At 43.4% G+C, this 23,108-nt stretch carries 21 protein-coding genes and 1 tRNA gene; 11 read left to right on the top strand and 11 right to left on the bottom strand.

Annotation, left to right across the window (positions count from 1 at the left end):
- The first annotated feature begins 73 nt into the window (after positions 1 to 73).
- The 6 genes from AC4MCD_RS10770 to AC4MCD_RS10745 all read left to right on the top strand — a co-directional run bounded on the left by AC4MCD_RS10770 (position 74) and on the right by AC4MCD_RS10745 (position 4,826).
- Positions 74 to 1,120 (top strand): rod shape-determining protein, encoded by a 1,047-nt coding sequence (locus tag AC4MCD_RS10770; protein WP_005234480.1) that lies wholly within the window; start codon positions 74 to 76, stop codon positions 1,118 to 1,120.
- Positions 1,121 to 1,136: 16 nt separating this feature from the next.
- The gene (gene mreC, locus AC4MCD_RS10765) at positions 1,137 to 1,994 is read left to right on the top strand and encodes a rod shape-determining protein MreC (protein WP_004783097.1); all 858 of its coding nucleotides are present in this window, start codon (positions 1,137 to 1,139) and stop codon (positions 1,992 to 1,994) included.
- A complete protein-coding gene (gene mreD, locus AC4MCD_RS10760) occupies positions 1,981 to 2,472 on the top strand; it encodes a rod shape-determining protein MreD (protein WP_491876076.1) in 492 nt (163 codons plus the stop codon). Before mreC ends, mreD begins: the two co-directional genes overlap by 14 nt.
- Positions 2,460 to 3,026: a Maf family nucleotide pyrophosphatase gene (locus tag AC4MCD_RS10755; RefSeq protein ID WP_491876075.1), complete on the top strand. Its 567-nt coding sequence runs from the start codon at positions 2,460 to 2,462 to the stop codon at positions 3,024 to 3,026. Before mreD ends, AC4MCD_RS10755 begins: the two co-directional genes overlap by 13 nt.
- A gap of 39 nt (positions 3,027 to 3,065) precedes the next feature.
- Entirely contained in the window at positions 3,066 to 4,520 is a 1,455-nt protein-coding gene (gene rng / locus AC4MCD_RS10750) for a ribonuclease G (RefSeq protein WP_005234484.1), read from the top strand.
- Positions 4,521 to 4,652: 132 nt separating this feature from the next.
- Positions 4,653 to 4,826, top strand: coding sequence for a PA1571 family protein (locus AC4MCD_RS10745; RefSeq protein WP_004783090.1), 174 nt, complete (start codon positions 4,653 to 4,655; stop codon positions 4,824 to 4,826).
- A gap of 157 nt (positions 4,827 to 4,983) precedes the next feature.
- Here the strand turns inward: AC4MCD_RS10745 and AC4MCD_RS10740 are convergent, their stop codons facing one another.
- Both AC4MCD_RS10740 and AC4MCD_RS10735 read right to left on the bottom strand, forming a co-directional pair.
- On the bottom strand, positions 4,984 to 6,366 hold the full coding sequence (locus AC4MCD_RS10740; protein ID WP_491876074.1) for a WS/DGAT/MGAT family O-acyltransferase: 1,383 nt from the start codon (positions 6,364 to 6,366) through the stop codon (positions 4,984 to 4,986).
- Positions 6,367 to 6,538: 172 nt separating this feature from the next.
- Entirely contained in the window at positions 6,539 to 7,273 is a 735-nt protein-coding gene (locus AC4MCD_RS10735; protein ID WP_491876073.1) for a phosphoadenylyl-sulfate reductase, read from the bottom strand.
- Positions 7,274 to 7,481: 208 nt separating this feature from the next.
- Here AC4MCD_RS10735 and thrH point away from each other — a divergent pair, with 208 nt between their 5' ends.
- Positions 7,482 to 8,099 (top strand): bifunctional phosphoserine phosphatase/homoserine phosphotransferase ThrH, encoded by a 618-nt coding sequence (thrH, locus tag AC4MCD_RS10730; protein WP_125279669.1) that lies wholly within the window; start codon positions 7,482 to 7,484, stop codon positions 8,097 to 8,099.
- 69 nt (positions 8,100 to 8,168) lie between these two features.
- Here the strand turns inward: thrH and AC4MCD_RS10725 are convergent, their stop codons facing one another.
- The 4 genes from AC4MCD_RS10725 to AC4MCD_RS10710 all read right to left on the bottom strand — a co-directional run bounded on the left by AC4MCD_RS10725 (position 8,169) and on the right by AC4MCD_RS10710 (position 12,816).
- Complete coding sequence (locus tag AC4MCD_RS10725) at positions 8,169 to 9,368, bottom strand: OmpP1/FadL family transporter (RefSeq protein ID WP_491876072.1); 1,200 nt, start codon at positions 9,366 to 9,368, stop codon at positions 8,169 to 8,171.
- Between the two features lie 322 nt (positions 9,369 to 9,690).
- Positions 9,691 to 10,959 (bottom strand): OmpP1/FadL family transporter, encoded by a 1,269-nt coding sequence (locus AC4MCD_RS10720; protein WP_286410774.1) that lies wholly within the window; start codon positions 10,957 to 10,959, stop codon positions 9,691 to 9,693.
- A gap of 337 nt (positions 10,960 to 11,296) precedes the next feature.
- A tRNA-Arg gene (locus AC4MCD_RS10715) sits at positions 11,297 to 11,372 on the bottom strand.
- 91 nt (positions 11,373 to 11,463) lie between these two features.
- Entirely contained in the window at positions 11,464 to 12,816 is a 1,353-nt protein-coding gene (locus AC4MCD_RS10710) for an amino acid permease (RefSeq protein ID WP_004783078.1), read from the bottom strand.
- Between the two features lie 332 nt (positions 12,817 to 13,148).
- Here AC4MCD_RS10710 and prpF point away from each other — a divergent pair, with 332 nt between their 5' ends.
- The gene (gene prpF, locus AC4MCD_RS10705) at positions 13,149 to 14,339 is read left to right on the top strand and encodes a 2-methylaconitate cis-trans isomerase PrpF (RefSeq protein ID WP_491876071.1); all 1,191 of its coding nucleotides are present in this window, start codon (positions 13,149 to 13,151) and stop codon (positions 14,337 to 14,339) included.
- Positions 14,340 to 14,563: 224 nt separating this feature from the next.
- On the top strand, positions 14,564 to 15,472 hold the full coding sequence (locus tag AC4MCD_RS10700; RefSeq protein ID WP_491876070.1) for a polyprenyl synthetase family protein: 909 nt from the start codon (positions 14,564 to 14,566) through the stop codon (positions 15,470 to 15,472).
- Between the two features lie 83 nt (positions 15,473 to 15,555).
- Here the strand turns inward: AC4MCD_RS10700 and putP are convergent, their stop codons facing one another.
- The 5 genes from putP to AC4MCD_RS10675 form a co-directional block, all read right to left on the bottom strand.
- A complete protein-coding gene (putP, locus tag AC4MCD_RS10695; RefSeq protein ID WP_180033981.1) occupies positions 15,556 to 17,067 on the bottom strand; it encodes a sodium/proline symporter PutP in 1,512 nt (503 codons plus the stop codon).
- Between the two features lie 213 nt (positions 17,068 to 17,280).
- Complete coding sequence (locus AC4MCD_RS10690; protein ID WP_005234507.1) at positions 17,281 to 18,132, bottom strand: SPFH domain-containing protein; 852 nt, start codon at positions 18,130 to 18,132, stop codon at positions 17,281 to 17,283.
- Between the two features lie 3 nt (positions 18,133 to 18,135).
- Positions 18,136 to 18,618: an NfeD family protein gene (locus tag AC4MCD_RS10685; protein ID WP_004783073.1), complete on the bottom strand. Its 483-nt coding sequence runs from the start codon at positions 18,616 to 18,618 to the stop codon at positions 18,136 to 18,138.
- Positions 18,619 to 18,719: 101 nt separating this feature from the next.
- Positions 18,720 to 19,637 carry a patatin-like phospholipase family protein gene (locus tag AC4MCD_RS10680; RefSeq protein WP_491876069.1) on the bottom strand — a complete coding sequence of 306 codons (918 nt, stop codon included), beginning with the start codon at positions 19,635 to 19,637 and terminating at the stop codon, positions 18,720 to 18,722.
- A gap of 64 nt (positions 19,638 to 19,701) precedes the next feature.
- Entirely contained in the window at positions 19,702 to 20,331 is a 630-nt protein-coding gene (locus tag AC4MCD_RS10675; protein WP_180131566.1) for a 1-acyl-sn-glycerol-3-phosphate acyltransferase, read from the bottom strand.
- A 133-nt stretch (positions 20,332 to 20,464) separates the two neighbouring features.
- Here AC4MCD_RS10675 and AC4MCD_RS10670 point away from each other — a divergent pair, with 133 nt between their 5' ends.
- Together AC4MCD_RS10670 and AC4MCD_RS10665 are read left to right on the top strand one after the other, a co-directional pair.
- Positions 20,465 to 21,706 carry an MFS transporter gene (locus AC4MCD_RS10670; RefSeq protein ID WP_491876068.1) on the top strand — a complete coding sequence of 414 codons (1,242 nt, stop codon included), beginning with the start codon at positions 20,465 to 20,467 and terminating at the stop codon, positions 21,704 to 21,706.
- 136 nt (positions 21,707 to 21,842) lie between these two features.
- Complete coding sequence (locus AC4MCD_RS10665; protein WP_491876067.1) at positions 21,843 to 23,009, top strand: porin; 1,167 nt, start codon at positions 21,843 to 21,845, stop codon at positions 23,007 to 23,009.
- Positions 23,010 to 23,108: the final 99 nt, after the last annotated feature.

The following is a 23,108-nucleotide window of genomic DNA, read 5'->3' as shown; positions in this document are numbered from 1 at the left end:
ACTTGTCCAAATCATCACATTTAGTTAAAGTGGCCACCTTGCGTCCATATAAAGTTTAACTGAGAACGTCCCCGTGATTCTAAAACGACTAATAGGCTTGTTTTCGCCAGATCTCGCTATTGATTTAGGTACTGCAAATACACTTATTTATGCGCCAGGACGAGGCATTATATTAAATGAACCGACGGTTGTAGCCATCCGTCACAGTGGTTCACATAAAATTGTTGCTGCCGTAGGTCTTGACGCGAAACAAATGCTTGGTCGTACCCCAGCAAATATTTCTGCAATCCGTCCGATGAAAGACGGTGTGATTGCGGATTTTGAAGTGACCGAAACCATGTTAAATCAGTTCATTGGTAAGGTACACGAAAAACGTTTATTCCCGCCAGCGCCACGCGTGGTGGTTTGCGTGCCATGTAAATCGACACTGGTTGAACGCCGTGCGATCCGTGAAGCAGTTTATAATGCGGGTGCACGTGAAGTACGTCTGATTGAAGAACCGATGGCTGCTGCAATTGGTGCAGGCATGCCGGTTGAGCAGGCGTGCGGTTCGATGGTTGTTGATGTGGGCGGCGGTACAACTGAGATTGCAGTAATTTCATTACAGGGCTGCGTATATGCAGACTCGCTGCGTATCGGTGGTGATGTATTTGACGAACAGATCATCAACTACGTGCGTAAGGCACATGGTTGTGTGATCGGTGAAACCACAGCTGAAGTGATCAAAAAAGAAGTCGGTATGGCACTTCCAGATGAAGGTGCAAAACCGCTGGAAATTGAAGTCCGTGGCCGTAACCTGGCTGAAGGTGTGCCTCGTGCGATTGTGGTGAACTCGGATGAAGTCACTCAGGCGATTTCTGATCCACTACAAAACATCGTGTCTGCGGTGAAATCTGCACTGGAACAAACACCTCCTGAACTGTCTTCTGACATCGCTGAACGCGGGATCGTGTTGACCGGTGGTGGTGCATTGCTGCGTAACCTGGACAAGCTGCTTGCCAAAGAAACAGGTCTGCCTGTGGTGGTTGCTGAAGATCCACTGTCTTGTGTGACTCGTGGTGGCGGTAAGGTACTCGAATTCTTCGACAATCCAAATCATGACATGTTATTTGTAGGCTAAGACAAGGATTCGGCGGGTGCAAGCACATCTGTTTTCTCGACAACCGCCATCTTTTCGCTCTTTTATCATTGCACTGATAACATGTCTGGTGGTGCTGTTCTTTGACTGGCGCATGCCACATGTTGTTCAACCTGCAAGGGATGTCTTGTACGCGGCCTATAATCCCATTTATGCCGTGGCCAGCTATCCGGTACTGTCGCGAGAATGGCTGAATCAACAAACCAAATCTGAAGCACAACTGCGTCGTGAGAACACCGCGATGCGGGCTGAGCTGTTGCAGGCGCAAGTTCGCCTACAAAAAATTGCAGAGCTTTCTGCAGAAAATACCCGTTTGCGTGGTCTTTTAGATACCCCTCTGATTCTTGATGGACGTATGGAAATTGCTGAGGTCATTGGTACCGATGCTGATCCGTTGCGCCATATCATCGTGATCAACCGTGGTTCCAATAACAAGCTGAAAGTCGGTCAGACCGTACTGGATGACATGGGGATTATGGGACAGATTATTGATGTCTATCCGCATAGTAGCCGGGTCATGCTACTCTCTGATAAAGAACACTCCTTGTCGGTACGTCTGGAACATACCGGTATGCGTGCCATTGTGTCAGGAACCGGGGATCTGGGACGCCTAAAAATGGAATATGTACCGACCAGCGCCAATATCAAAGTTGGTGAAAAAGTTTACAGTTCAGGTCTGGGACAGCATTTTCCAGCGGGTTATCTGGTGGGAACAGTATCCAACGTGAAACGGCATAATTCAGGGGAATTTGCTCAGATTGATGTCACTCCAGCCGCGCAACTAGCGGGTGGTCATCATGTCGTCGTGCTGTTCTCTGACTCATTAGCGATGGAGCAACCGCATGTCAATCGCTAAGATGCGACCTAAAACACATCGTGATCCTTTATTTGCCATTGTCATTTCGGTGATCGTGGCTTCTGTTCTCTCAGTCTATCCACTGTCTTACGAAACTTCGGGATGGCGTCCATTATTTATGTTAATGGTCATGCTGTTCTGGGTATTGTGTCAGCCGACCTGGTGCGGAATCTGGTTTGCATTTGCCACCGGGATCTTCATTGATTTACTGCTCGATGCGCCCTTAGGTCTCAATGCACTCAGCTTTATCATCATTGCTTTTGTAGCACGTTTCCTGACCCGCGAGCGCCGTATTCTGACCTTTGGTAATTTATGGGTCATTACGGCAATTGCGATTCTGGCACATTTGATAATTATCTTCTTTGCCCAGATTTCGACCGGCGTACAATTCTCATTTGCACGACATTGGATTCCCATGCTGACTAGTGTCATCATATGGCCAGTGCTTTATTACTTTTTGAGAAAATGGCGCATTTAATCCTCGCTTCCAGCTCACCTCGACGCCGTGAACTTTTGCAGCAACTCGGGCTGAGCTTTGAGATCTGTAGCCCAGATGTAGACGAATCTGTACTGGAAAATGAGTCCATTGCAGCCTATGTCGAACGTCTGGCGCAAGTCAAAGCGGAAGCGGTGGCCAGGCTGTATCCGGATGCCATTATTATTGCTGCGGATACCAGTTTAGGGGTTAATAATGAGATTTTGGGGAAACCTGAATCCAAACAGCATGCCTTTGAAATGTGGGAAAAAATTTCAGGAAGATGGCATGATGTGTATACTGGGGTGTGCGTCCGCACAAAAGAAGAAAAATACAGTATAGTAGTCCGTACACAGGTTGAATTTCAGCCACTAAATAGCCATGATATGGAAAGTTACTGGGCAACAGGTGAGCCGCTTGGGAAAGCAGGCGCCTATGCAATACAGGGAATTGCAGCGCGTTATATTCCAAGAATAGAAGGTAGTTATTCTAATGTAGTGGGGTTGCCACTATATGAAACAGTACAGTTATTGCAGACGGTTAAGGCACTAAATTAACTGCTGAAAAAGAATTCTTATAATGTTTTGAGTGTTGTTATGTCTGACGAGTTGTTGATTAACGTCACACCGATGGAGTGTCGGGTGGCGTTGATTGAAAACGGCACGGTGAATGAACTGTTTGTCGAGCGTACGGCCAAGCGCGGATTGGTCGGGAATATCTATAAAGGTAAAGTGGTCCGGGTCTTGCCGGGCATGCAGGCCGCTTTTGTCGATATCGGCCTGTCCAGAACGGCATTTTTGCATATCAATGACATGGTCTGGCCACGTAACCAGCCAACACCGAATGTATTCGAGCTGTTGCAGCCGGGTCTGATTCTTACCGTTCAGGTGATGAAAGATATGCTCGGCACCAAGGGCGCACGTCTGTCTACTGATCTTTCTATTCCTTCACGTTATTTAGTTCTGATGCCATATGGCAATCATATTGGCGTATCGCAGCGCATAGAATCCGAAGATGAACGCAATCGTTTACGCTCGATCATTGAGCGTATTCAGGCAGAACACAAGCTGCCAGGTTCCGTGATTGTCCGTACTGCTGCCGATGGCATTGAAGAAGAGGCGATTGCCCAAGATATGGCTTACTTAGCCAAACTGTGGGAATACATCCAGCGCAAACAAAAAGTTATTGCAGTGCCTTCACTGATCTTTGAAGAGCTGCCTTTGCCACAGCGTGTCATTCGTGACCTGGCTAATGAAGAAACCGAAAAGATCTATATCGATTCACGCGAAATTCACGGCAAGTTGAAAGAGTTTGTGGATGAGTTCGTGCCGAATATGAAAGACCGTTTACTGCATTATCCGGGCGAGCGACCAATTTTCGATTTGTACAATGTCGAAGAAGATCTGCAAAAGGCTTTACAAACCCGTGTCGCACTAAAGTCTGGCGGTTATCTGATGATTGACCAGACTGAAGCCATGACCACCATTGATGTTAATACCGGTTCTTATGTGGGCGGTCGCTCGCTGGAAGATACGGTGTTTAAAACCAATATGGAAGCCACACAGGTGATTGCACGTCAGCTGCGTCTGCGTAATCTGGGCGGTATTATCATCATCGACTTCATTGACATGCAGGAAGCCCAGCACCGTGAAGAAGTGATGAACCAGTTTGTGAAAATGTTGGAACGTGATCATGCCAAAACCAAGATCACCCAGGTGTCTGAACTGGGGCTTGTAGAGATGACGCGTAAGCGTACCCGTGAGTCTTTGGAACACTTGCTATGCGAGTCCTGTCCGACCTGTCAGGGACGTGGATATGTGAAAACAGCAGAATCAGTGTGTTACGAAATCTTTCGGGAAATCTTGCGCTATGCTCGCGCTTATGAATCACAAAGTGGCTTTACTGTGGTTGCCCATCCGGCAGTGATTGATCGGCTGTTGACTGCAGAAGCCCCGGCTGTGGCGGATCTGGAACACTTTATTAATCGTGTAATTAAATTCCAGGTCGAAAATTTATACACGCAAGAGCAATACGATATCATTCTCAGCTGAAATTGTAACAGAATATCGTTAAACACTTGTTACATCTGAAATTTTACAACTCTACTGATATTTACAATACTAGAAACATCAAATTAGCCAAAGCCTTTCTCCCAGTTCTAGGCTTAGCAAAAGGAGTCTATGATGAGTATGAGTAAAGTTGTAATCAATAAAAGCTTGAAACACGTATTAGAACCAAAGGCTGTGCATGCAGGATATATTGTGGATGAACGCGGGAATGAAGTTCAGATTACAGCTTCTATGATTCGCTCTGTTTGCCATCAGTTATTGAAACAATGTCGTACTATTAAAAGTTAATTAAATCAAAATAGATTGCGGTTGTATGAATTTCATTCAAACTGTAAAAAAAATATAATCAAGGGGCCTAAAATGCCCCTTTATTTTTTACTAAATAATTGGCAAAAGTGCTCACACAGTTTTTAGCAGTCCATTGCCAGATTTTATTCGTCCGCGGCTAACTGACCGCTTTCAACTTTGGGACGGGTTCACCATCCACAATCCGTTCGAAGCGCTGAATTTCTTCTTCAAGATGAGTCAGCAAGTTCTGCATTTTGGGTAGCGCATTACGGCAAGCGGTAAGACCTACTTCAAGCTTGTCCATATAACTGGTCATCGTGATATTCAGAGCTTGTCCATCCAGTACAATTGAAGCCGGATATAAAGCTTCCAAACGTGCGCCATTCCAGTACAGAGGTTCCTGAGGACCAGGAACATTGGAAATGATCACGTTAAATGCCTGACGTTTTGGCATTAAGCCAGATGCAATATTGAAGCCTGCAAGACCATAGACAAAGGCACTATAGTTCAGAATCTGATTAGCATTCATGCGTTTAAAGCGCTCTTTGGCACTGAGTACACTGCGACGTACCGTTTTAAGACGCTCCAAAGGATCATCCTTATGCGTGCCCAGATTCGCCAGAATCATGGTAATACGGTTAGAAACATCGGAGTCATCGCTACGTACAGAAGCTGGCACCATCGCAATCAATGGTTTTTTCGGCAAGGCATTTTGTGTGAGTAAATATTCGCGTAAGGCACCTGAACAGATTGCCAGTACAATATCGTTGATCGTTACACCTAAAGCTTTAGAAATATGACGCAGACGCGAAAACTCAAAAGATTGAGCTGCGAAACGACGTGAGGCACTGACACGCTGATTTAGAATTGAACTTGGCGCCTGAAAGCTGGACACATAATCCGGATTACGCCCCATATCTTTCAATACGGTTTGCGATAATTCATAAGCCACTCGTGGCGTACATTCCAGCTGTCCTTTAATCGCCTGTAGCACATTCTTCATGCGGCTGACTTTCGGCGCTTTCAGACGTTTTGCTCGTGGGCCTTCTACACACCAAGGTGGCACAATACTTTTCGCATGTGGATCATGAGAAAGTGATTTTTCTACCAGACGCATGCCTGCAATACCATCTACCATCGCATGGTGAATCTTGAAGTACATGGCAAAACGATTGCCTTCAATGCCTTCAATAATATAACAGGTCCATAGTGGTTTAGCGCGGTCAATTAGTGCACTGTGTTCTTGGGAAATATAAGTCAGCAGCTCGCGGATACGCCCAGGTTTAGGTAAGGCAATATGACGAAAATGATGATCTAAATCAAACTCTTCATCTTCATCCCAAAATAAACCGTTTAAATAGTTATTAAATGGAGGAATTGGTGAGGATTTGGAATTACGAATATCAGTCACCAGATCCTGGATAAAAGAGGCTGGTGCATTGTCAGGAATTTGAAACAAAAATAACCCGCCTACATGCATAGGCTGCTGCCGTTTCTCTAAAGACAAAAAAATAAAGTCAATCGGATGTAATGGACGCATAGCGTAGATTGCCTCACTGCATTTTCTTCAGCTGCTCATGTATAAGCAACCTTGTTAGAATTATTGGTATCACATTACAAAGTATAGCGATTTTGTCGCATAAAGGTACTGATTTTTCTGTAGCCGATTGGTTCACAAAAAAACCACCCGACGAACGGATGGTTTTTTAAGACTATTTTTTCAAGTTGCCGGCATGTAAGCCACATTCTTTATGGGTGGCTTCTTCCCACCACCAGCGACCTTCACGTTCATGCTGATTTGGCAGCACAGGACGGGTACAAGGTTCACAGCCAATGGAAATAAAACCTTTTTCATGCAGTGGATTGTATGGAATTTCCATCATGCGGATATAATTCCACACATCAGCGCTAGACCAGTTGGCAAGAGGATTATATTTAATTAGCTGTTTACCTGGGCCAGAAAAACCTTCATCAGATTGAACCACCGGAATGTCATTACGTGTTCCCGGGCTTTGGTCTTTACGCTGACCGGTAATCCAGCCATCTAAAGTTGCCAGTTTTTTGCGTAAAGGTTGCACCTTGCGGATTCCGCAACATTCCTGATGGCCGTCACGGTAGAAACTGAACAGGCCTTTTTCAGTCGTCAGTTGTTGAATAGCCTCTGTTTCCGGGAAGCAGATTTCGATATCAATATTATAGTGCTGGCGAACTTTTTCAATAAATTGATAAGTCTCAGCATGCAGACGCCCTGTATCCAGGCTAAATACCCGGAAAGGTTTACCTAAATTAGATGCCATATCAATCAGTACAACATCTTCTGCACCAGAAAATGAAATGGCAACTTCGCCTTCCTGGTCGAGAGCAAGCGCTAAAATTTCACTTGGTGATTTATCTGCATATTCAGATGCGAGCGCATCTACCATAGCAATAGTGGGGATTTTGGTCATATGAGTCCTGGCGGCATAGGCTTGGAAATGACGTGGCCTATATGAATTTATTTCAGATTTATTCTATTTTAATAGAAATGCCCAAAGCTACTTATCACTAAAAAATAAATACTTATGAAAAAAACAGATTTAAAAAAGAACAGTGCAAAATCTTTTTCTTCAGCTATGATAGGGCAAAATTTTTTCAATACAACTGAGGGGATGCTTCATGGAAGTCGTATGTCTAGATCTAGAAGGCGTTTTGGTTCCAGAAATCTGGATCAATTTTGCTAAAAAAACAGGTATTAAAGAGCTCGAAGCAACGACACGTGATATTCCTGACTATGATGTGTTGATGACCCAGCGTTTGAATATTTTAAAACAGCATGGTTTGGGTCTAAATGATATCCAGGCCGTGATTGCGGATATGGGACCATTTGAAGGCGCCAAAGAATTTGTAGAATGGGTAAGTACTCATTTTCAGCTGATTATTCTATCTGATACTTTCTATGAATTTGCTCATCCTCTAATGAAGCAACTAGGCTGGCCAACGATTTTCTGTCATAAGCTGGAAACTGATGAAGAGGGCATGATCACTGCTTATAAACTTCGCCAGCCAGATCAGAAACGTCAGGCAGTAAAAGCATTACATGGTCTGAATTTCCGTGTGATTGCAGCCGGTGATTCATATAACGATACCACAATGCTGGGTGAAGCAGATCATGGCTTCCTGTTCGATGCGCCAGAGAATGTGATTGCAGAATTCCCGCAATTCCCGCCAATTCATGGTTATGATGCATTGAAAGAAGCAATCCGTAATGCATCAGTACGTAATATTCCAGCTTAATTTTTAAGTTTGAAATAAAAAAAGGCACCAAAGGGTGCCTTTTTTTATTAGAGTAAAACTCTTTATTGCTTAGAAACGGTAACCGATTTTCATGCCATAACCGAGTGCATGGTTGTCTTTAAAATCAGCAACATCGGTTATTCCTGTACGTGCTGTTGCATCGCCTAACCAGAAATATTTCACCCCACCTTGAATGAAGTAGTTTTCCGCAGGGCTAAATTGTGCACCTAAACCAATATTCCAGTAGCCTTCAGTTGGGCCAAGAGTCGTGACAGGGTTTCCGGCACCAGAATCATAACCCACAGAAGCTGAGCCAGACCATTTTGCATTAAGTTTACGACCAATGCCTACAGTTGCTGACCATTGATCATCGCTATAACTGATTAAGTCTTGTCCTAGTTCACCTAACATCTCTGGGCTGACTGTAAATTGATCCCAGTGAACCCAACGGACATTGGCAAATGCAACGGTATTGGCTGCGATACCTGTTTGTAAGTCTAAATTTACAGATTGAGGGGTTGTAGCATTAACCGTGCTTTGTCTAAAGCCTTTAGTTGCATATATTGCTTTAAGTGGATCTTCATCAGGCATTTGCATTGCTGCAAGCGCCAAGTTAGATGTTTCAGTAGATTTAGCATCATGTGAAATTTCAGAACGATAGGTAATCGATGCTTTTAACGCAATTTCTGGAATTTGATAGGCAAAACCAGCGAGCCAACCATAAGCCTCTTCAGTGTCTACTTTAATGTTGTAACCTGTATTTTTATACGCTGCACCGCGCAATTTGATATTCGCTTCCACAGTTTGCCATACTGGGCCTGCATAAATATTCCAGTTTTCTGTTGGCTGGTAACCAATTAAAGCAGTTACATTGTGCGTATCTACTTCTACGGAAGTGCCTTCTGTGATCTTGTTTAAAGGATGAGTTTCAGAAAAACTTTGGGTTTCAGTACCGTAGGCTGCATCAGCACCAAAAGGTTGATCATAGATCAAGCCTAAAGAAATTTTGTCTGTTGCTTGAACTTTAATTGCAGCAGAGGGGAAATAGTAGTCTTCCCCCATGTCGCTAATTTTTTCACCTTCAAAATCAGATACTTTAGATTTCCCTTTCACAGTTGGATCAAGAACAGAAATTCCTGCTTCTGCATAGTTTCCAGGTTGTAAAAAAGCCTGAATAGACTGACCTGAACGATCTAAACCAGCGGCGAATACGAGAGAAGTCGGCAGGCTAGAAAGAAGAATAGCGATAGAAATTGGCTTAAGCTTCATGGCTCATCCTTGACAATGTTGCATAAATATTAATAAAAGTTGTGGAAAAGTAACACAATTTTAAAAAGAGTAAATGCTCAGCTTTGCCGAAGAAATGAACTAAAGCGGTTAAGGAAAGGGCTTGCTTAGAGTATTTATACTATATTTTTGAATTTAAGTTTTTGAAAAATATGGATTTTAAAATATTTAAAATAGTGTAAAAGAACTAAAAAATTATCAATTTTAATTGATGGTAAAATAATCGAATAATATGCAAGTGTATAAAAATAGAATGAGACAATAAAAAACCACCCGAAGGTGGTTTTTTATATGAAGTTATAACTTAGAAGCGATAACCCATTTTTAGACCATAACCAATAGCGTGGTTATCTTCAAATTCACCAACATTTGGATTAGCTACTGTTAAAGCTGTTGCATCACCCAACCAGAAGTATTTCACACCGCCAGCAATAAAGTAATTTGGAGCTGGAGAGAATTGAAGACCTAGGCCAACGTTCCAGTAACCTTCAGTTGGGCCAAGCGTAGTTACAGGATTACCCGCGCCTGAGTCCCAACCTACAGAAACGTTACCAGCCCATTTTTCGTTAAACTTACGACCTACCCCTGCGGTAGCTGACCATTGTTCTTCATTATATTCAACTAAATTACCACCAATAAGAGCTGGAGAAGTACCAGGAATACCAGAAGCTCCTAAGGTATCAAGAAGTTGTCCAAAATCATGAGGACGAATTGCAAAGTCAGACCAGTCTACCCAACGGACATTTAAGAATGCGACTGTATCAGCCATGATACCTGACTGAAGATCAAGGTTAACAGACTGGGGAGTAGTTACATCAGTTTTACCAGTAGTAGGGGTGCCACCTAACATACCTGTTACAGCACCAACTGGATTTCCACCTAGAGTTTCTGTAGAAGTTAATTGATGCTCAATTTCCGAACGATAAGTTAAAGATGCTTTAAGAGCAATTTCTGGAATTTGATAAGCTAAACCTGCAATCCAACCAATTTCAGAGTCTTTTTTCATGTTGGCATCATAAACCATGCCTGGGAACGTGGCGAGGGGGACACCACCTAAAGCACTATAAGCTGTTCCTCTTAAATGTACTTCACCTTGAGCTTCTTGATAAACTGGGCCAGCATAAAAATTCCAGTTTTCATTTGGTTGGAAACCCAATAAGAAGGTTAAGTTCTCTGTTTTAACTTCTGCTGAAGTACCTTCACCTAAATAAGAAAATGCTGTGAGACCAGCATTAGGTGCTGAATACTCTGCCTCAGCACCAAAAGGGCGATCATACAGAAGACCAAAAGAAAAATTATCAGTAACTTGGAATTTTAATGCAGCTGATGGGAAGTAATAATCACTAGCCATGTCACCTGTAGCCTGATTTGCACCAGGGCCTAATGTTAGTGGGGTATTAGCTGTAGTACCTGATACAGAAGGATCTAATACAGAGATACCTGCTTCAAAGTAATTACCCGGTTGCAGGAAGGCTGCAATAGATTGGCCTGAACGGTCCATTGCCGCAGCAAATGCACCTGTCATAGGCACAGTTGCAAGAATCATTGCAGTAGTTAATGTTTTTAATTTCATTTACGTCTTTCCTTGAGGTACAAATTTATATCTAGCGTTGTTGTTTGCACTTATTAAATTCTTGGAGATTTCGGGTATTTATCCGCAATCATTTGTTACTCCATGTGACAAAAATAGCACAATTAAAATAAGAGTAAATGCTCTAGAAAAAACTAATTAGTCTAAAAAAGCATCAAAATAGAGTTTTTACACCAAAAAATAGCTGTATTTTAAAATAAGTATTTGAAAGTAAAAGAAATAAAATAATGGAGAAAAAATGATTTTTTGTATAAAAAATATTCTAAAAATATGAAGATTAACGCTAATTTTTTGAAGTATAGATCACATTTTGAAAGGATGGTGCGCCCTGCGGGACTCGAACCCACGTCGGTCGCTTAGGAGGCAACTGCTCTATCCAGTTAAGCTAAGGGCGCGAAAAGAAGGCTATTGTACTGTAAAAAACGCAAAAAAAAAGTTATTGCCGAAGCAATAACTTTAAAAATCATCGATTAAAAGATTTTTTGATTAATTCTTAGGGCGCAGTGCCTTAAACAGAATAAACATGATCACTACCCAGATCGGAAGCATCAGTACTGATTCTTTAAAGCCTTGTGTCCACATGATGTAAAGAATGGTTGCAATGAAAGCTAAAACCAGAATATTACTTGCAGGTGACCACAATGCAGGGAAACTGGTCTTTTGTCCTAACTGCTTCATGCTTTGCATAAACTTGAAGTGGGTCAAGCTAATCATGGCCCAGTTCAGTACCAGTGCACCTACCACTACATAAATCAGGTGACTTAAGGCATCTTCAGGAACAAAGTAGTTTAGAAGTACACAGCCGAAAATCAGCAGGGCAGAGAACAGAACTGCAGGAATTGGAACGCCTTGTTTGTTCACAGTCTTAAAGATTTTAGGGGCATTACCTTGCTGTGCCAGACCATAGAGCATACGGCTATTGGCATACATACCACTGTTATAAACAGAAAGTGCAGCTGTCAGGATGATGAAGTTCAGCAGATGTGCTGCCCAGTCAATCCCCAATTGGCTAAAGATCATTACAAACGGGCTTTTATCCAGACCGCCAAGCTCTAACTGGTTCCAAGGTACCAAAGACAACAGAATCGTCAATGCACCTACATAGAACACTAGAATACGGAATACGACCTGATTAATCGCTTTTGGAATGGTTTTTTCTGGATTTTCAGCTTCTGCTGCTGCCATCCCGATCAGTTCAATCCCACCGAAGGCAAACATCAGGAAGGCCAGCATATAGAATAGACCTTCGAAACCATTCGGGAAGAAGCCGCCCGCTGTCCAAAGGTTACTGAAAGAAGCCCCTGAAGATGCATCAGCGGTCAGGATCAGATAGAGACCAAAGACAATCATGGAAATGACTGCAGTCACTTTTACAATGGATAGCCAGAATTCTGATTCACCGTAAAATTTCACATTGCCGAGATTGACCAGCGTAATTACGATGAAGAAAAACAGGACTGAGGTCCAGGCAGGAATATGAGGCCACCAGTAATTAATATATTTTGCAACGGCGGTGAGCTCGGTCATGGCTACCAGGATATATAAGATCCAGTAGTTCCAACCCGCAAGGAAACCAGGGAATTTACCCCAATATTTATAAGCAAAATGGCTGAATGAACCTGCTACAGGTTCATGAACAATCATCTCACCCAATTGACGCATGATTAAGAATGCAATTAAGCCACCAATGGCATAGCCAAGAATAATAGAAGGACCCGCAGATTGGATCACCTGTGCGGAACCTAAGAATAAGCCTGTGCCAATTGCACCGCCCATGGCGATCAACTGAATATGACGGTTCTTTAAGCCACGCTGAAGTTGTGAAGACTCGTTATTCAAAGTGTTCAGCCCGACAATGTAAGAAATAGGTATAAAGATTGTAATGGAACAAAGATAAGAAGCCTAGAGCGCCCGTCTGGATGAAATATTATTATCGTATTTATAAAAAAAAATTATAAAAATAAATAGAATAAAAGATATGTGAATCAATATATTAATTTTATTGAAAATGTAACTGATGAGTTTGCTGTTTTTTTAACTCGACACAAATGCTGTTTTTTTATACTTAGGTCGGGCAAGGCAGCTACTTGGCTTTAAACCGATTATACTCGTCTCACAAATATTCAATAATTTTGATCAGAATAAAGACAAGCCAGAGGAAGAAAGTATTCATGAGTTTCGCTGCCCAAATCAAAATCCCAGCCACTTACATGCGCGGAGGCACCAGTAAAGGGGTGTTCTTTAAACTGGACGATTTACCTGTTGCTGCACAGCAGGCAGGTCGAATTCGGGATCAGCTATTATTAAGAGTGATCGGCAGCCCGGATCCATATGGCAAACAGATTGATGGTATGGGCGGTGCCAGTTCAAGTACCAGCAAAACCGTGATTTTGTCTAAAAGCCAGCAGGAAAATCATGATGTGGATTATCTGTTTGGACAGGTATCTATTGATCGACCTTTTGTAGACTGGAGTGGTAATTGTGGCAATCTGACTGCTGCAGTTGGGGCATTTGCGATTTCCAATGGTCTGGTCAATCCTGCACGTATTCCTGAAAATGGGTTGTGTACGGTGCGAATCTGGCAGGCGAATATTCAGAAAACCATTATTGCCCATGTACCGATGCAGAATGGTCAGGTTCAGGAACTAGGCGATTTTGAGCTGGATGGCGTAACTTTCCCAGCAGCCGAAGTACAGATTGAATTTCTGGATCCTGCCGATGATGATGCCGAGGGCGGTTCAATGTTTCCGACCGGAAATTTAACCGATACGCTGGAAGTACCGAATATTGGCAGCTTTGAAGTGACGATGATTAATGCCGGGATCCCGACAGTTTTCTTAAAGGCAGAAGATCTAGGCTATAACGGTACCGAGTTACAGGACCATATCAATAATGATGCAGCTGCCTTGGTGAAGTTTGAAACTATCCGAGCCTATGCTGCTCAACAGATGGGTCTGATTCAGGACATTAGTGAAGCTGTTACACGTCAGCATACGCCAAAGATCGCCTTTGTGGCTCAGCCAAAGACTTATACATCCTCTAGTGGTAAGGAAGTCACTGAAGCAGATAGCGATATTCTGGTCCGTGCCTTATCGATGGGTAAGTTGCATCATGCCATGATGGGGACAGCGGCTGTAGCGATTGGGACAGCGGCAGCGATTCCGGGAACCTTGGTCAATCGTGTTGCAGGTGGCGGGGAGCGTGAATCAGTTCGCTTTGGTCATCCTTCCGGTACCTTAAGAGTGGGTGCGCAAGCAGTGCAGGAAAATGGGGAATGGAAAGTGAAAAAAGCCATTATGAGTCGTAGTGCTCGTGTGCTAATGGAAGGTTGGGTACGTGTTCCTGAAGATGTTTTCTCTTAAAATTATTACTTGAGAAAATTAGCCTAAGTAAAACCATCAGTTCTCTGGTGGTTTTTTATTGATGCAGATTTTCTACCTCAAATTTTCAGTCTCAATACAGAATTATGAAACAACATTTGGATTTAAGACTGAAAATTCAAAGCAATTCTAGGTACAATGCCTGATAACAGACAGGCACTTATAAACTGTCATTTTATTATTCTGGCTACGTATTCGAGGCGAATGTGTCATCTATCACTGACGTATCAACCCATGCACTAACTCAAGCACAACAACGGATTCAACACGATTTACTGACTGCTTTGGAAGCCTTTTCCATTCCGGAACCGTTAAAGTCGGCAGTACATCATGCCGTAATGCTAGGAGGAAAGCGGATACGTCCAGCACTCTGTTATGCCACTGCCGCATTAAAACCAAATCAGAATAATGCTGCGGTACGCCGTGCCGCAGTTGCGATCGAGTTTATTCATTGCTATTCGCTAGCCCATGATGACCTGCCATGTATGGACAATGACTTGTTACGTCGTGGTCAGCCAACCTGTCATGCTGCTTTTGGTGAAGATACGGCTCTTTTGGCGGGTGATATTTTGCAATCTATGGCATTTGAAATTCTGGGAAGTCGTCTGTTTGATCAGGGGCCTGCAGTAGAGCCAGCGATTGTCTTGAAGCAGATGCAGATTCTGGCGACTGCTTCCTCGAAAATGGTCAATGGTCAGGTACTGGATTTACAGGCCGAAGGGAAAAAAATTGATCAGGAAGCACTGGAGACGATTCACCGAAATAAAACCGGTGCCTTGATCAGTGCAGCGATTATGATGGCAGCGGTAACCATTTTTGAAGGGACTGATCTGGCCATTCCAAAACTGCGTGAATTCGGTCAAGCCATTGGCCTGGCTTTCCAGGTACAGGACGATATTCTGGATATTATTTCTGATACTGAAGTGCTGGGTAAAACCGCGGGCAAAGACGAACAGGTGGAGAAGTCAACTTATCCGGCATTAATGGGTTTAGAGAAAGCCCAGGCCTATGCACAGCAGTTACATGATCAGGCGATGACTGCACTGAATCATTTTGAAGGTCAAGCTGATGAACTGATGCAGATTACCCAGTTTCTGCTAACACGTAAAAGCTGATTTGAATAAACTAATCTTCCTGAAATTAGCTTAAAACGAGCATAAAAAAGAGGACTTAAAGTCCTCTTTTTGTTTTAATTGAATTATTTGCTTTCGTTATACAGACGTTCTGCCTGTTCAAAGCGTGTCGTAATTTCAGCTGTTGGCGCTTTGCCTAATAGACTCACAACCACAATCGCAATCCATGAACAGATAAAGCCTGGAATAATTTCATAGATGCCGGCTGGAATAAAGCCAAGACCTGTTCCGCCAATAGTATTCTTCCACAGAATCACCATACATGCACCAACGATCATGCCTGCCAAAGCGCCATTCAAGGTCATACGTTTCCAGAACAGAGACAGAATAATCAGTGGACCAAAAGCAGCGCCAAAACCAGCCCAGGCATACGCCACCAGCCCCAGTACTTTAGATTCAGGATTACCAGCCATCCAGATCGCCAGTAAAGCAATGAGAAGTACCATCAAACGACCGACCCAAACCAGCTCTTTTTGTGAGGCATTTTTACGCAGGAAGGATTTATAAAAATCTTCAGTCAAGGTACTTGAACACACCAGTAACTGACAGCTAAGCGTACTCATCACCGCGGCCAAAATTGCCGCCAGAACCACACCGGCAATCCATGGATTGAACAGGATTTTAGTCAGTTCCATAAACACGGTTTCAGGATTGGCATTCACCACAGCAGCGAGTTCCGGATGTTGCTGAAAATAGGCAATACCAAAGAAACCTGCGGCCACTGCACCACCCAAACAAAGTGTCATCCAGGTCATCCCGATACGGCGTGCATTCGGAATCGACTTCACTGAATCGGCTGCCATGAAACGCACTAAAATATGCGGCTGACCAAAATAACCCAAACCCCATGCCATTAGGGACAGGATTGCGATGGTACTCAGATCACCGACCAAGTTCATGGCCTGTGGACGTGCCGCTTCCAAAGCGAGCGTAACTTGGGACATATCTGAAAAAGTCAGAATGGTTACGATTGGCGTAAGGAGTAGGGCGAAGATCATCAGGGTGGCCTGAATGGTATCCGTCCAGCTGACTGCCAGAAAGCCACCAATAAACACGTAACTGATGGTTGCAATCGCACTGATCCAGAGTGCCGTACTATAAGACATGTCGAACATGCTTTCGAATAGACGCGCACCTGCCACCATGCCCGACGCACAGTAAATCGCAAAGAAAATCAGAATGACAAATGCAGAAACCACACGCAGCACTTTTTTCTGATCGTTAAAGCGGTTCGAGAAATAGTCCGGTAGGGTCAGGGCATTGTGCTGGACTTCGGTATGGACCCGTAAACGGCCCGCAACCAGCAGCCAGTTCAGCCAGGCACCGATAATCAGACCAATCGCAATCCACATTTCAGACAGGCCTGAAAGATAAATTGCACCCGGCAAGCCCATCAGCAGCCAACCACTCATGTCGGAAGCCCCTGCAGAAAGTGCAGTTACGAAACTACCTAAACGTCGGCCCCCTAAGATGTAATCAGAAAAGTTGTTTGTCGCACGGTATGCCATCAGGCCAATCATGACCATGCCGACAATATAAAAAAGAAAGGTAATTAAGGTTGGATTTAGGGAGCTCATACGGTATCCATTTTTAAGTTGGACAGTAGATCGAAACAAGGATTATGACAGATGCGAAAGACTTTAACCCGAAAGCCAGGCAACATCGAATCCAGAGGATTTCAAAAATAAACGCGAAATTTAACCATAAATTCACAATCTTTGCTGAGATTTTCTTATTTTGAAAGAAAATAGGCAACCAATTGGCTGCCTATTGTGAAGTATCTCTGAAATTTAGTGACGTCCCATCACACCGCGGATGGTATTCAGCACATCGGCAGGCAAGACCACAGTCTTGGCATTTGGAGACTTGGCCATATCCTGCATGGCTTTGACATATTGTTCACCCAACAGATAAGCCACAGGAATTTCCTTATCGCCAATTGCCTGACTCACCATATCAATCGCACGCTGTGAAGATTCTGCCAGTACGACTTGTGCTTCTGCATCACGACGTGACGCTTCCAGACGACCATCAGCTTCCAGAATAGCGGCCTGTTTTTCACCATCCGCTTTAGTGACGGTTGCACGACGTTGACGCTCTGCCGCTGCCTGTTCTTCCATCGCCGTCTGCATGGTTACAGAAGGTTTGATATCCTGGATTTCAACCGTCTTTAAGGTGATTCCCCAGTCTGAAATATCATCAGAAATGCTGGACTTTAAACGTGCCTTGATATGATCACGCGAAGATAAGGCATCATCCAGATCCATTTCACCCACGATTGAACGTAGCGAAGTTTGTACCAGGTTCTGAATTGCCCATGAGTAGTTCTCAATCCCGTACACCGCTTTTTCAGGAGTTGTCAGGTTGATATAAGCTACCGCATTCATCAGCAAGACGGCGTTATCACGGGTAATTACTTCCTGCGAAGGAATATCCAGGACGATATCTTTAGTGGTGACTTTATAAGCCACTTCATCTACATAAGGAATGACAAAATTCAGGCCAGGATTGAGTGTGGTGTGGTATTTACCCAGACGTTGCACGATCCACTTATAGCCTTGTGGAACAATTCGTACACCTTTAAAAATGGTAATCGCAACAAAGGCCAAGAACGCAATAACAATGATAGTGCCAGCAGACATAATTTATTCACCTTTTTCGTTTTGATATTGAGTGCTGTGGGGCTGTACAACCAGGTCATTTCCCAGAATATCGACAACACGGACACGATCTCCGACTTGGACTTTATCCAGAGCACGGCAATCCCATTCATCCGAGCCTAGAACCGGTAGCGGAAAACGAACCCGAATCTGATCCTGTTCAAGATCGGTCTGAATCACCATGCCAATTTGGCCAATAGTGGCCTCACGCGACAAGCCGGCTTTGGTCTTGTCGATAGAAAGCGGCTTGATAAACTTGAACCAGAGCAAGGTACAAAGAACAGACAGGATGATCCAGGTCAGGATCTGGGTGGTCAGTCCCATCATCGGGAACATCCAGTACAGAATGCCGACCATAATGGCACCAATCCCGAACCAGAGGGCAGCAAAAGCGGGCAGGAGTAATTCTGACAGAATAAGAAGTATTCCCAATACAAACCAGTGCCAAGGTTCAAGAACTAATTCCATATCGTGACCTATATTGCTAAGTATTTAATTAATCATCATCTTTATATGATTTACTTCCAATGTAGCAGATGCTGCAGCAGATGAATATAAAAAATTTCTGATTAAAATTTTGCCGGTCGTGCAGGCTTGAATGCAGCCGGAGACTGCCTAAAATCACTGATGGCTTTTTCAATTGAGCGGATTTTCAGTTGCGCAGCTTTTTCACCTTCAAGAATGGTCTCATTGCTGGCTTTTAAATCTAGCGTACCGATATGGCCTACTTTAGGCTGGATTACAATATTGGCCTGACTGAGTTCTTCATTGATGCTTTGCTGACCCATGATATTAATCGTCTGGTCCAATACGCCCCACATGTTGAGCGCTTTATTGCTGCCCGGACGTGCAGATATATCTACGGCAATAACAATATCAGCTCCCATATCTTTGGCCGTTTTTACTGGAATTGGACTAACCAGACCGCCATCGACATATTTTGTACCGCCAATTACAGCGGGTACAAAGACATTCGGAATACTGCAAGAGGCACGCACGGCTTGTCCGGCATTGCCTTTGATAAAGTCAGCTTTACGGCCATTGTCCAGGCGGGTTGCCACTGCCGCGAAGCGAATCGGGAACTGTTCAATCGGTTTATTTGCTACATTTTTATTGACGAAATCCTGAAGTTTTTGTCCGGCAATAATCCCTTGACGGTTCAAGGTTAAATCACGAATATCAGATTCCTTAAAGTTCAGGGCAATTTGCTGCAACTGATAAGGAGATTTGCCGCTGGCATACAGGCTACCCACGAAGCTTCCGGCACTGGTTCCAGTAACAATCTTCGGTTTGATGCCATGCGATTCGAGAACTTTGAGTACCCCGATATGGGCAAAGCCTTTGGCACCACCACCACCGAGCGCAATAGCCACCACAGGTTCACGAGCCTGGAGAGGAGTAGGTGTAGTCGGTGTTTTAGTAGCTTTATCACATGCTGCAAGGCTTAAACCTAAGCAGCCAATCAGAGCATAACGAGCTAATTTCATTATAAAAAACTGGCGATTAAATCAACAAAATTCAGGCTATCACATCAAAAAAAGCCAGTTTTGCCTAGTCTTTTTTCAAAAGCTTTTGTAACGGCTTGGCGACCCAATCCGGATTTTTGGCCGAAAATTTACCTTCATAATGCTTATAGATCTGTTCCAGATCATATTCATAATCACCTGTCAGGTGATATACACCGAGGATATGAATGGTCTTGATGTCATAGTCAAAGGAAAACATCACAATCGGCAAATTGGCTGCCTTGGCAATATGATAAAAACCACTGCGGATTTTTTCTGGCGCCTTGCGAGAACCTTCCGGTGCCATACCTACCCAGATCCGGTCTGTCTTATTAATCACGTCAACAATTTGTCGGGTGTGACCTTGCGGTGTATCGCGTACTACAGGAACTACACCGATCCATTCCAGAATGGGTTTAAGTGGAGTACGAAACAGGCTGTCTTTACCAAAAATCGTAATCTGAATACCCAAACCAAGTAGGGCATTAAAACCTAGCCAGGCATCGATATTCGAGGTATGCGGAGAAATAATCGCTACTGCTTTAGGCAGGTTAGGGAACTCGCCTTTGAGCTGCCAGCCCTGAGCCAGAAATAGCTGTTTAAACAGGGTTTGGCTCAATTTACCTCCGCGAGAAGGAACTAGGGGAGGAAGTTTGGGGAAACGTGTTGTACTCATCGATGTCTCATCCTGAAACTTATTTTTCTTTATTTTTTATCATATTAGACTGTTGTAAAATCCGGATCATTGGCAAAATGTATAGCGATGATGGATGCTTTTAGCATTTTTACCTTAAGGACCTGCGCTGAATATGCGGAATACTTATATTTTATTGTTTTCCCTATATTGGGCACAGGGGCTTCCGGTCGGGTTTATGACCCATGCCTTGCCGGTCATTCTGCGGGCTGAAGGCGTATCTCTGGCACATATTGGTGGCTTTGGCCTACTCATGCTGCCATGGTCGATAAAAATCTTCTGGGCACCTTTAGTTGATCGACATGGATCAAAAGCTAGAGGTCATTATCGAAGCTGGATTATTCCTTTGCAATGGCTTTCTGTCGCTGTACTGATTGGGCTGTCCTTCTTGCCGATCCAAGCCTTAAACCAGCCCCTGTATCTGGTGATCTTTTTTATCACGTTGTTAGTGATGAATGGGATCGGTGCTACTCAGGATATTGCTACGGATGGACTGGCAGTCAATATTCTGAAAAATGAACAGCAACAATGGGGTAATACCTTTCAGGTGATTGGCTCACGCTTGGGCTTTATTGTTGGAGGCGGGGCAATCCTGTGGTTACTCGACTTTTTGCAATGGCAGATGACCTTTTTGCTACTGGCAGCTCTGGTCTTTCTGAATACTTTACCGGTGTTATGGTTTAAAGAACCAGATCATCAAAAGATGATTTCTTCATCATCTGAAAAATTACCTGCTCGGACTAGAATCAAAGCTTATTTTCAATATTTCTTAGCTGATTCTACCTTGGCGACATGGCTGCTGGTTTTACTGACCCTTAAAGTGGCGGATGGTCTGTCTGGGCCCTTATTAAAGCCTTTGATGGTCGATTTGGGACTGAGTTTTAGTCAGATTGGTATTTATGTCACCATGCTCGGTGCTTTTGCAGCGTTAATTGGCGCAGGGCTAGCAGGCTGGTGTTTGAAATACTGGTCGCGCAGCTGGAGTTTAATGATTTTCTCTATTCTGAAAATATTTAGTCTAATCGCTTATGCCTGGCTGGCCGCACAGTATGAAGCCCAAAACAAAGTAGCAAACTGGATCATTTATCTTATTAATGCTGCCGAGGATATGATATCGGCCATGCTCTTAGTCGTTATGCTGACCTTGGTGATGCAATACAGTCGCAAGCATCTGGCAGGGACCGATTTCACCTTTCAGGTCGCCTTGATGGCTACTATAAGCGGGGGGCTTTATAGCCTGAGCGGGCTACTAGGGGACGCTTTGGGTTACCAAAACTATCTAAATTTGATCGTAATCATCGCGATTTTTTGCCTGATTCCTATTTTCCGATGGATGAAAGTAGCAAAAAATATTTAAAATCTCTTATGAATAAATAGGTTAATTGACTCCCCACCTAAAGTATTAAAAAGAATATATAAATATTTTTTTAATAATTTTGTAATATAGGCGCCGTGTGTATTATTTGTAACAAAATAAGTTAAAGGATTTTTTAATGAAAACTAAGTTAGCAACAGCAATCGCACTCAGCCTTTTAGCGGGAACTACATTTGCAGCACCAACTTTCTATGGTGAAATCGATCTTTCTCTAGATCATGTACAAGCAGATAATAAAAATGGCGTAGAAGATCGTCATATTACTGACCTGAACTCTAATAACTCATTCTTGGGTTTAAAAGGGGACGAAAAATTAACCGACCGTTTAAGTGCGTTGTACCAAGCTGAATTCACATTTTATAGTGATGAAGGTTCAAATAGCAGCAATGACGTATTCGTACCGCGTAATATTCTCATTGGTTTAAAAGATGAGAAATTAGGTGCGTTAAAAGTCGGTAAGATTGATACGCCTGTAAAACAGCTTTCAGCTGTAGTAGATACTTTCAACAACTATGTAGCAAACAATGCTGACGTACACGGCATCATGGCGGGTGAAAACCGTATCGATAACGTATTGGTTTATGAAACTCCTGCATTCAATGTGGGTGAAGGTAAGGTTGAGGCAAAACTTCAGCTTGCAACTGGTGAAGGTAACGACACTATTAAAGCAACTAAGGGCGGCTCTACTGTTGCTGGTCGTGGTTTAGGTGATTCTTGGTCTTCTTCAGTCGTTTACTCAGACAAAACTTTTGTCGCAGGTCTGGGTTATGACAAAGCAATTCCATCTCGTTTATTAAGCCGAGGTTTCCTGAATTCAGATTATGATGCAAATGATACAGTCAATGATGGACAGGCTGTCGAGGAAGCACGTAATATTCTTGCAGAAACAGATACAGTTCGTGCGATTGGCCGTATCAATTTAGATAATGGTTTGTCTTTACGTGCACTATACCAAGTATCTGAAATTGCTAACGCAAATGCGAGTGCTGCAGCTCAAGTAGAAACAGTTGAAAATATTGACGATGCACAAGCATGGTTAATTGGTGCAGAATATAATCTTCCAAATGCAAAAAACTGGACCGTAAAGGGGCAGTATAGCCAAAATAGCGTTGCATTTAATGATGCTACTCCGGACTTTGAGGCTAAGCAGATTCTTGCTGGCGTAGATTATGCATTCTCTAAACAAGTGAAAGTGTACGGTACAGCAGGTTACTTAACTATTGAACAAGGTTCTGACGAAGACAAGCAGTTACTTGTTGGTACAGGCTTCGAATACAAGTTCTAATTTTAGAACAAAATAAAAGCGGTGCTTCGGCATCGCTTTTTTTATGCCTGAAACAACAAAACTTAGCAATTTTAGGTCTAACCCTGAAAGTTCCCAACT

Source organism: Acinetobacter sp. CAU_H_78 (genome assembly GCF_058599365.1).
The sequence above is the reverse complement of the archived record's forward strand: the minus strand, read 5'-3'. Positions and strand labels throughout refer to the sequence as shown.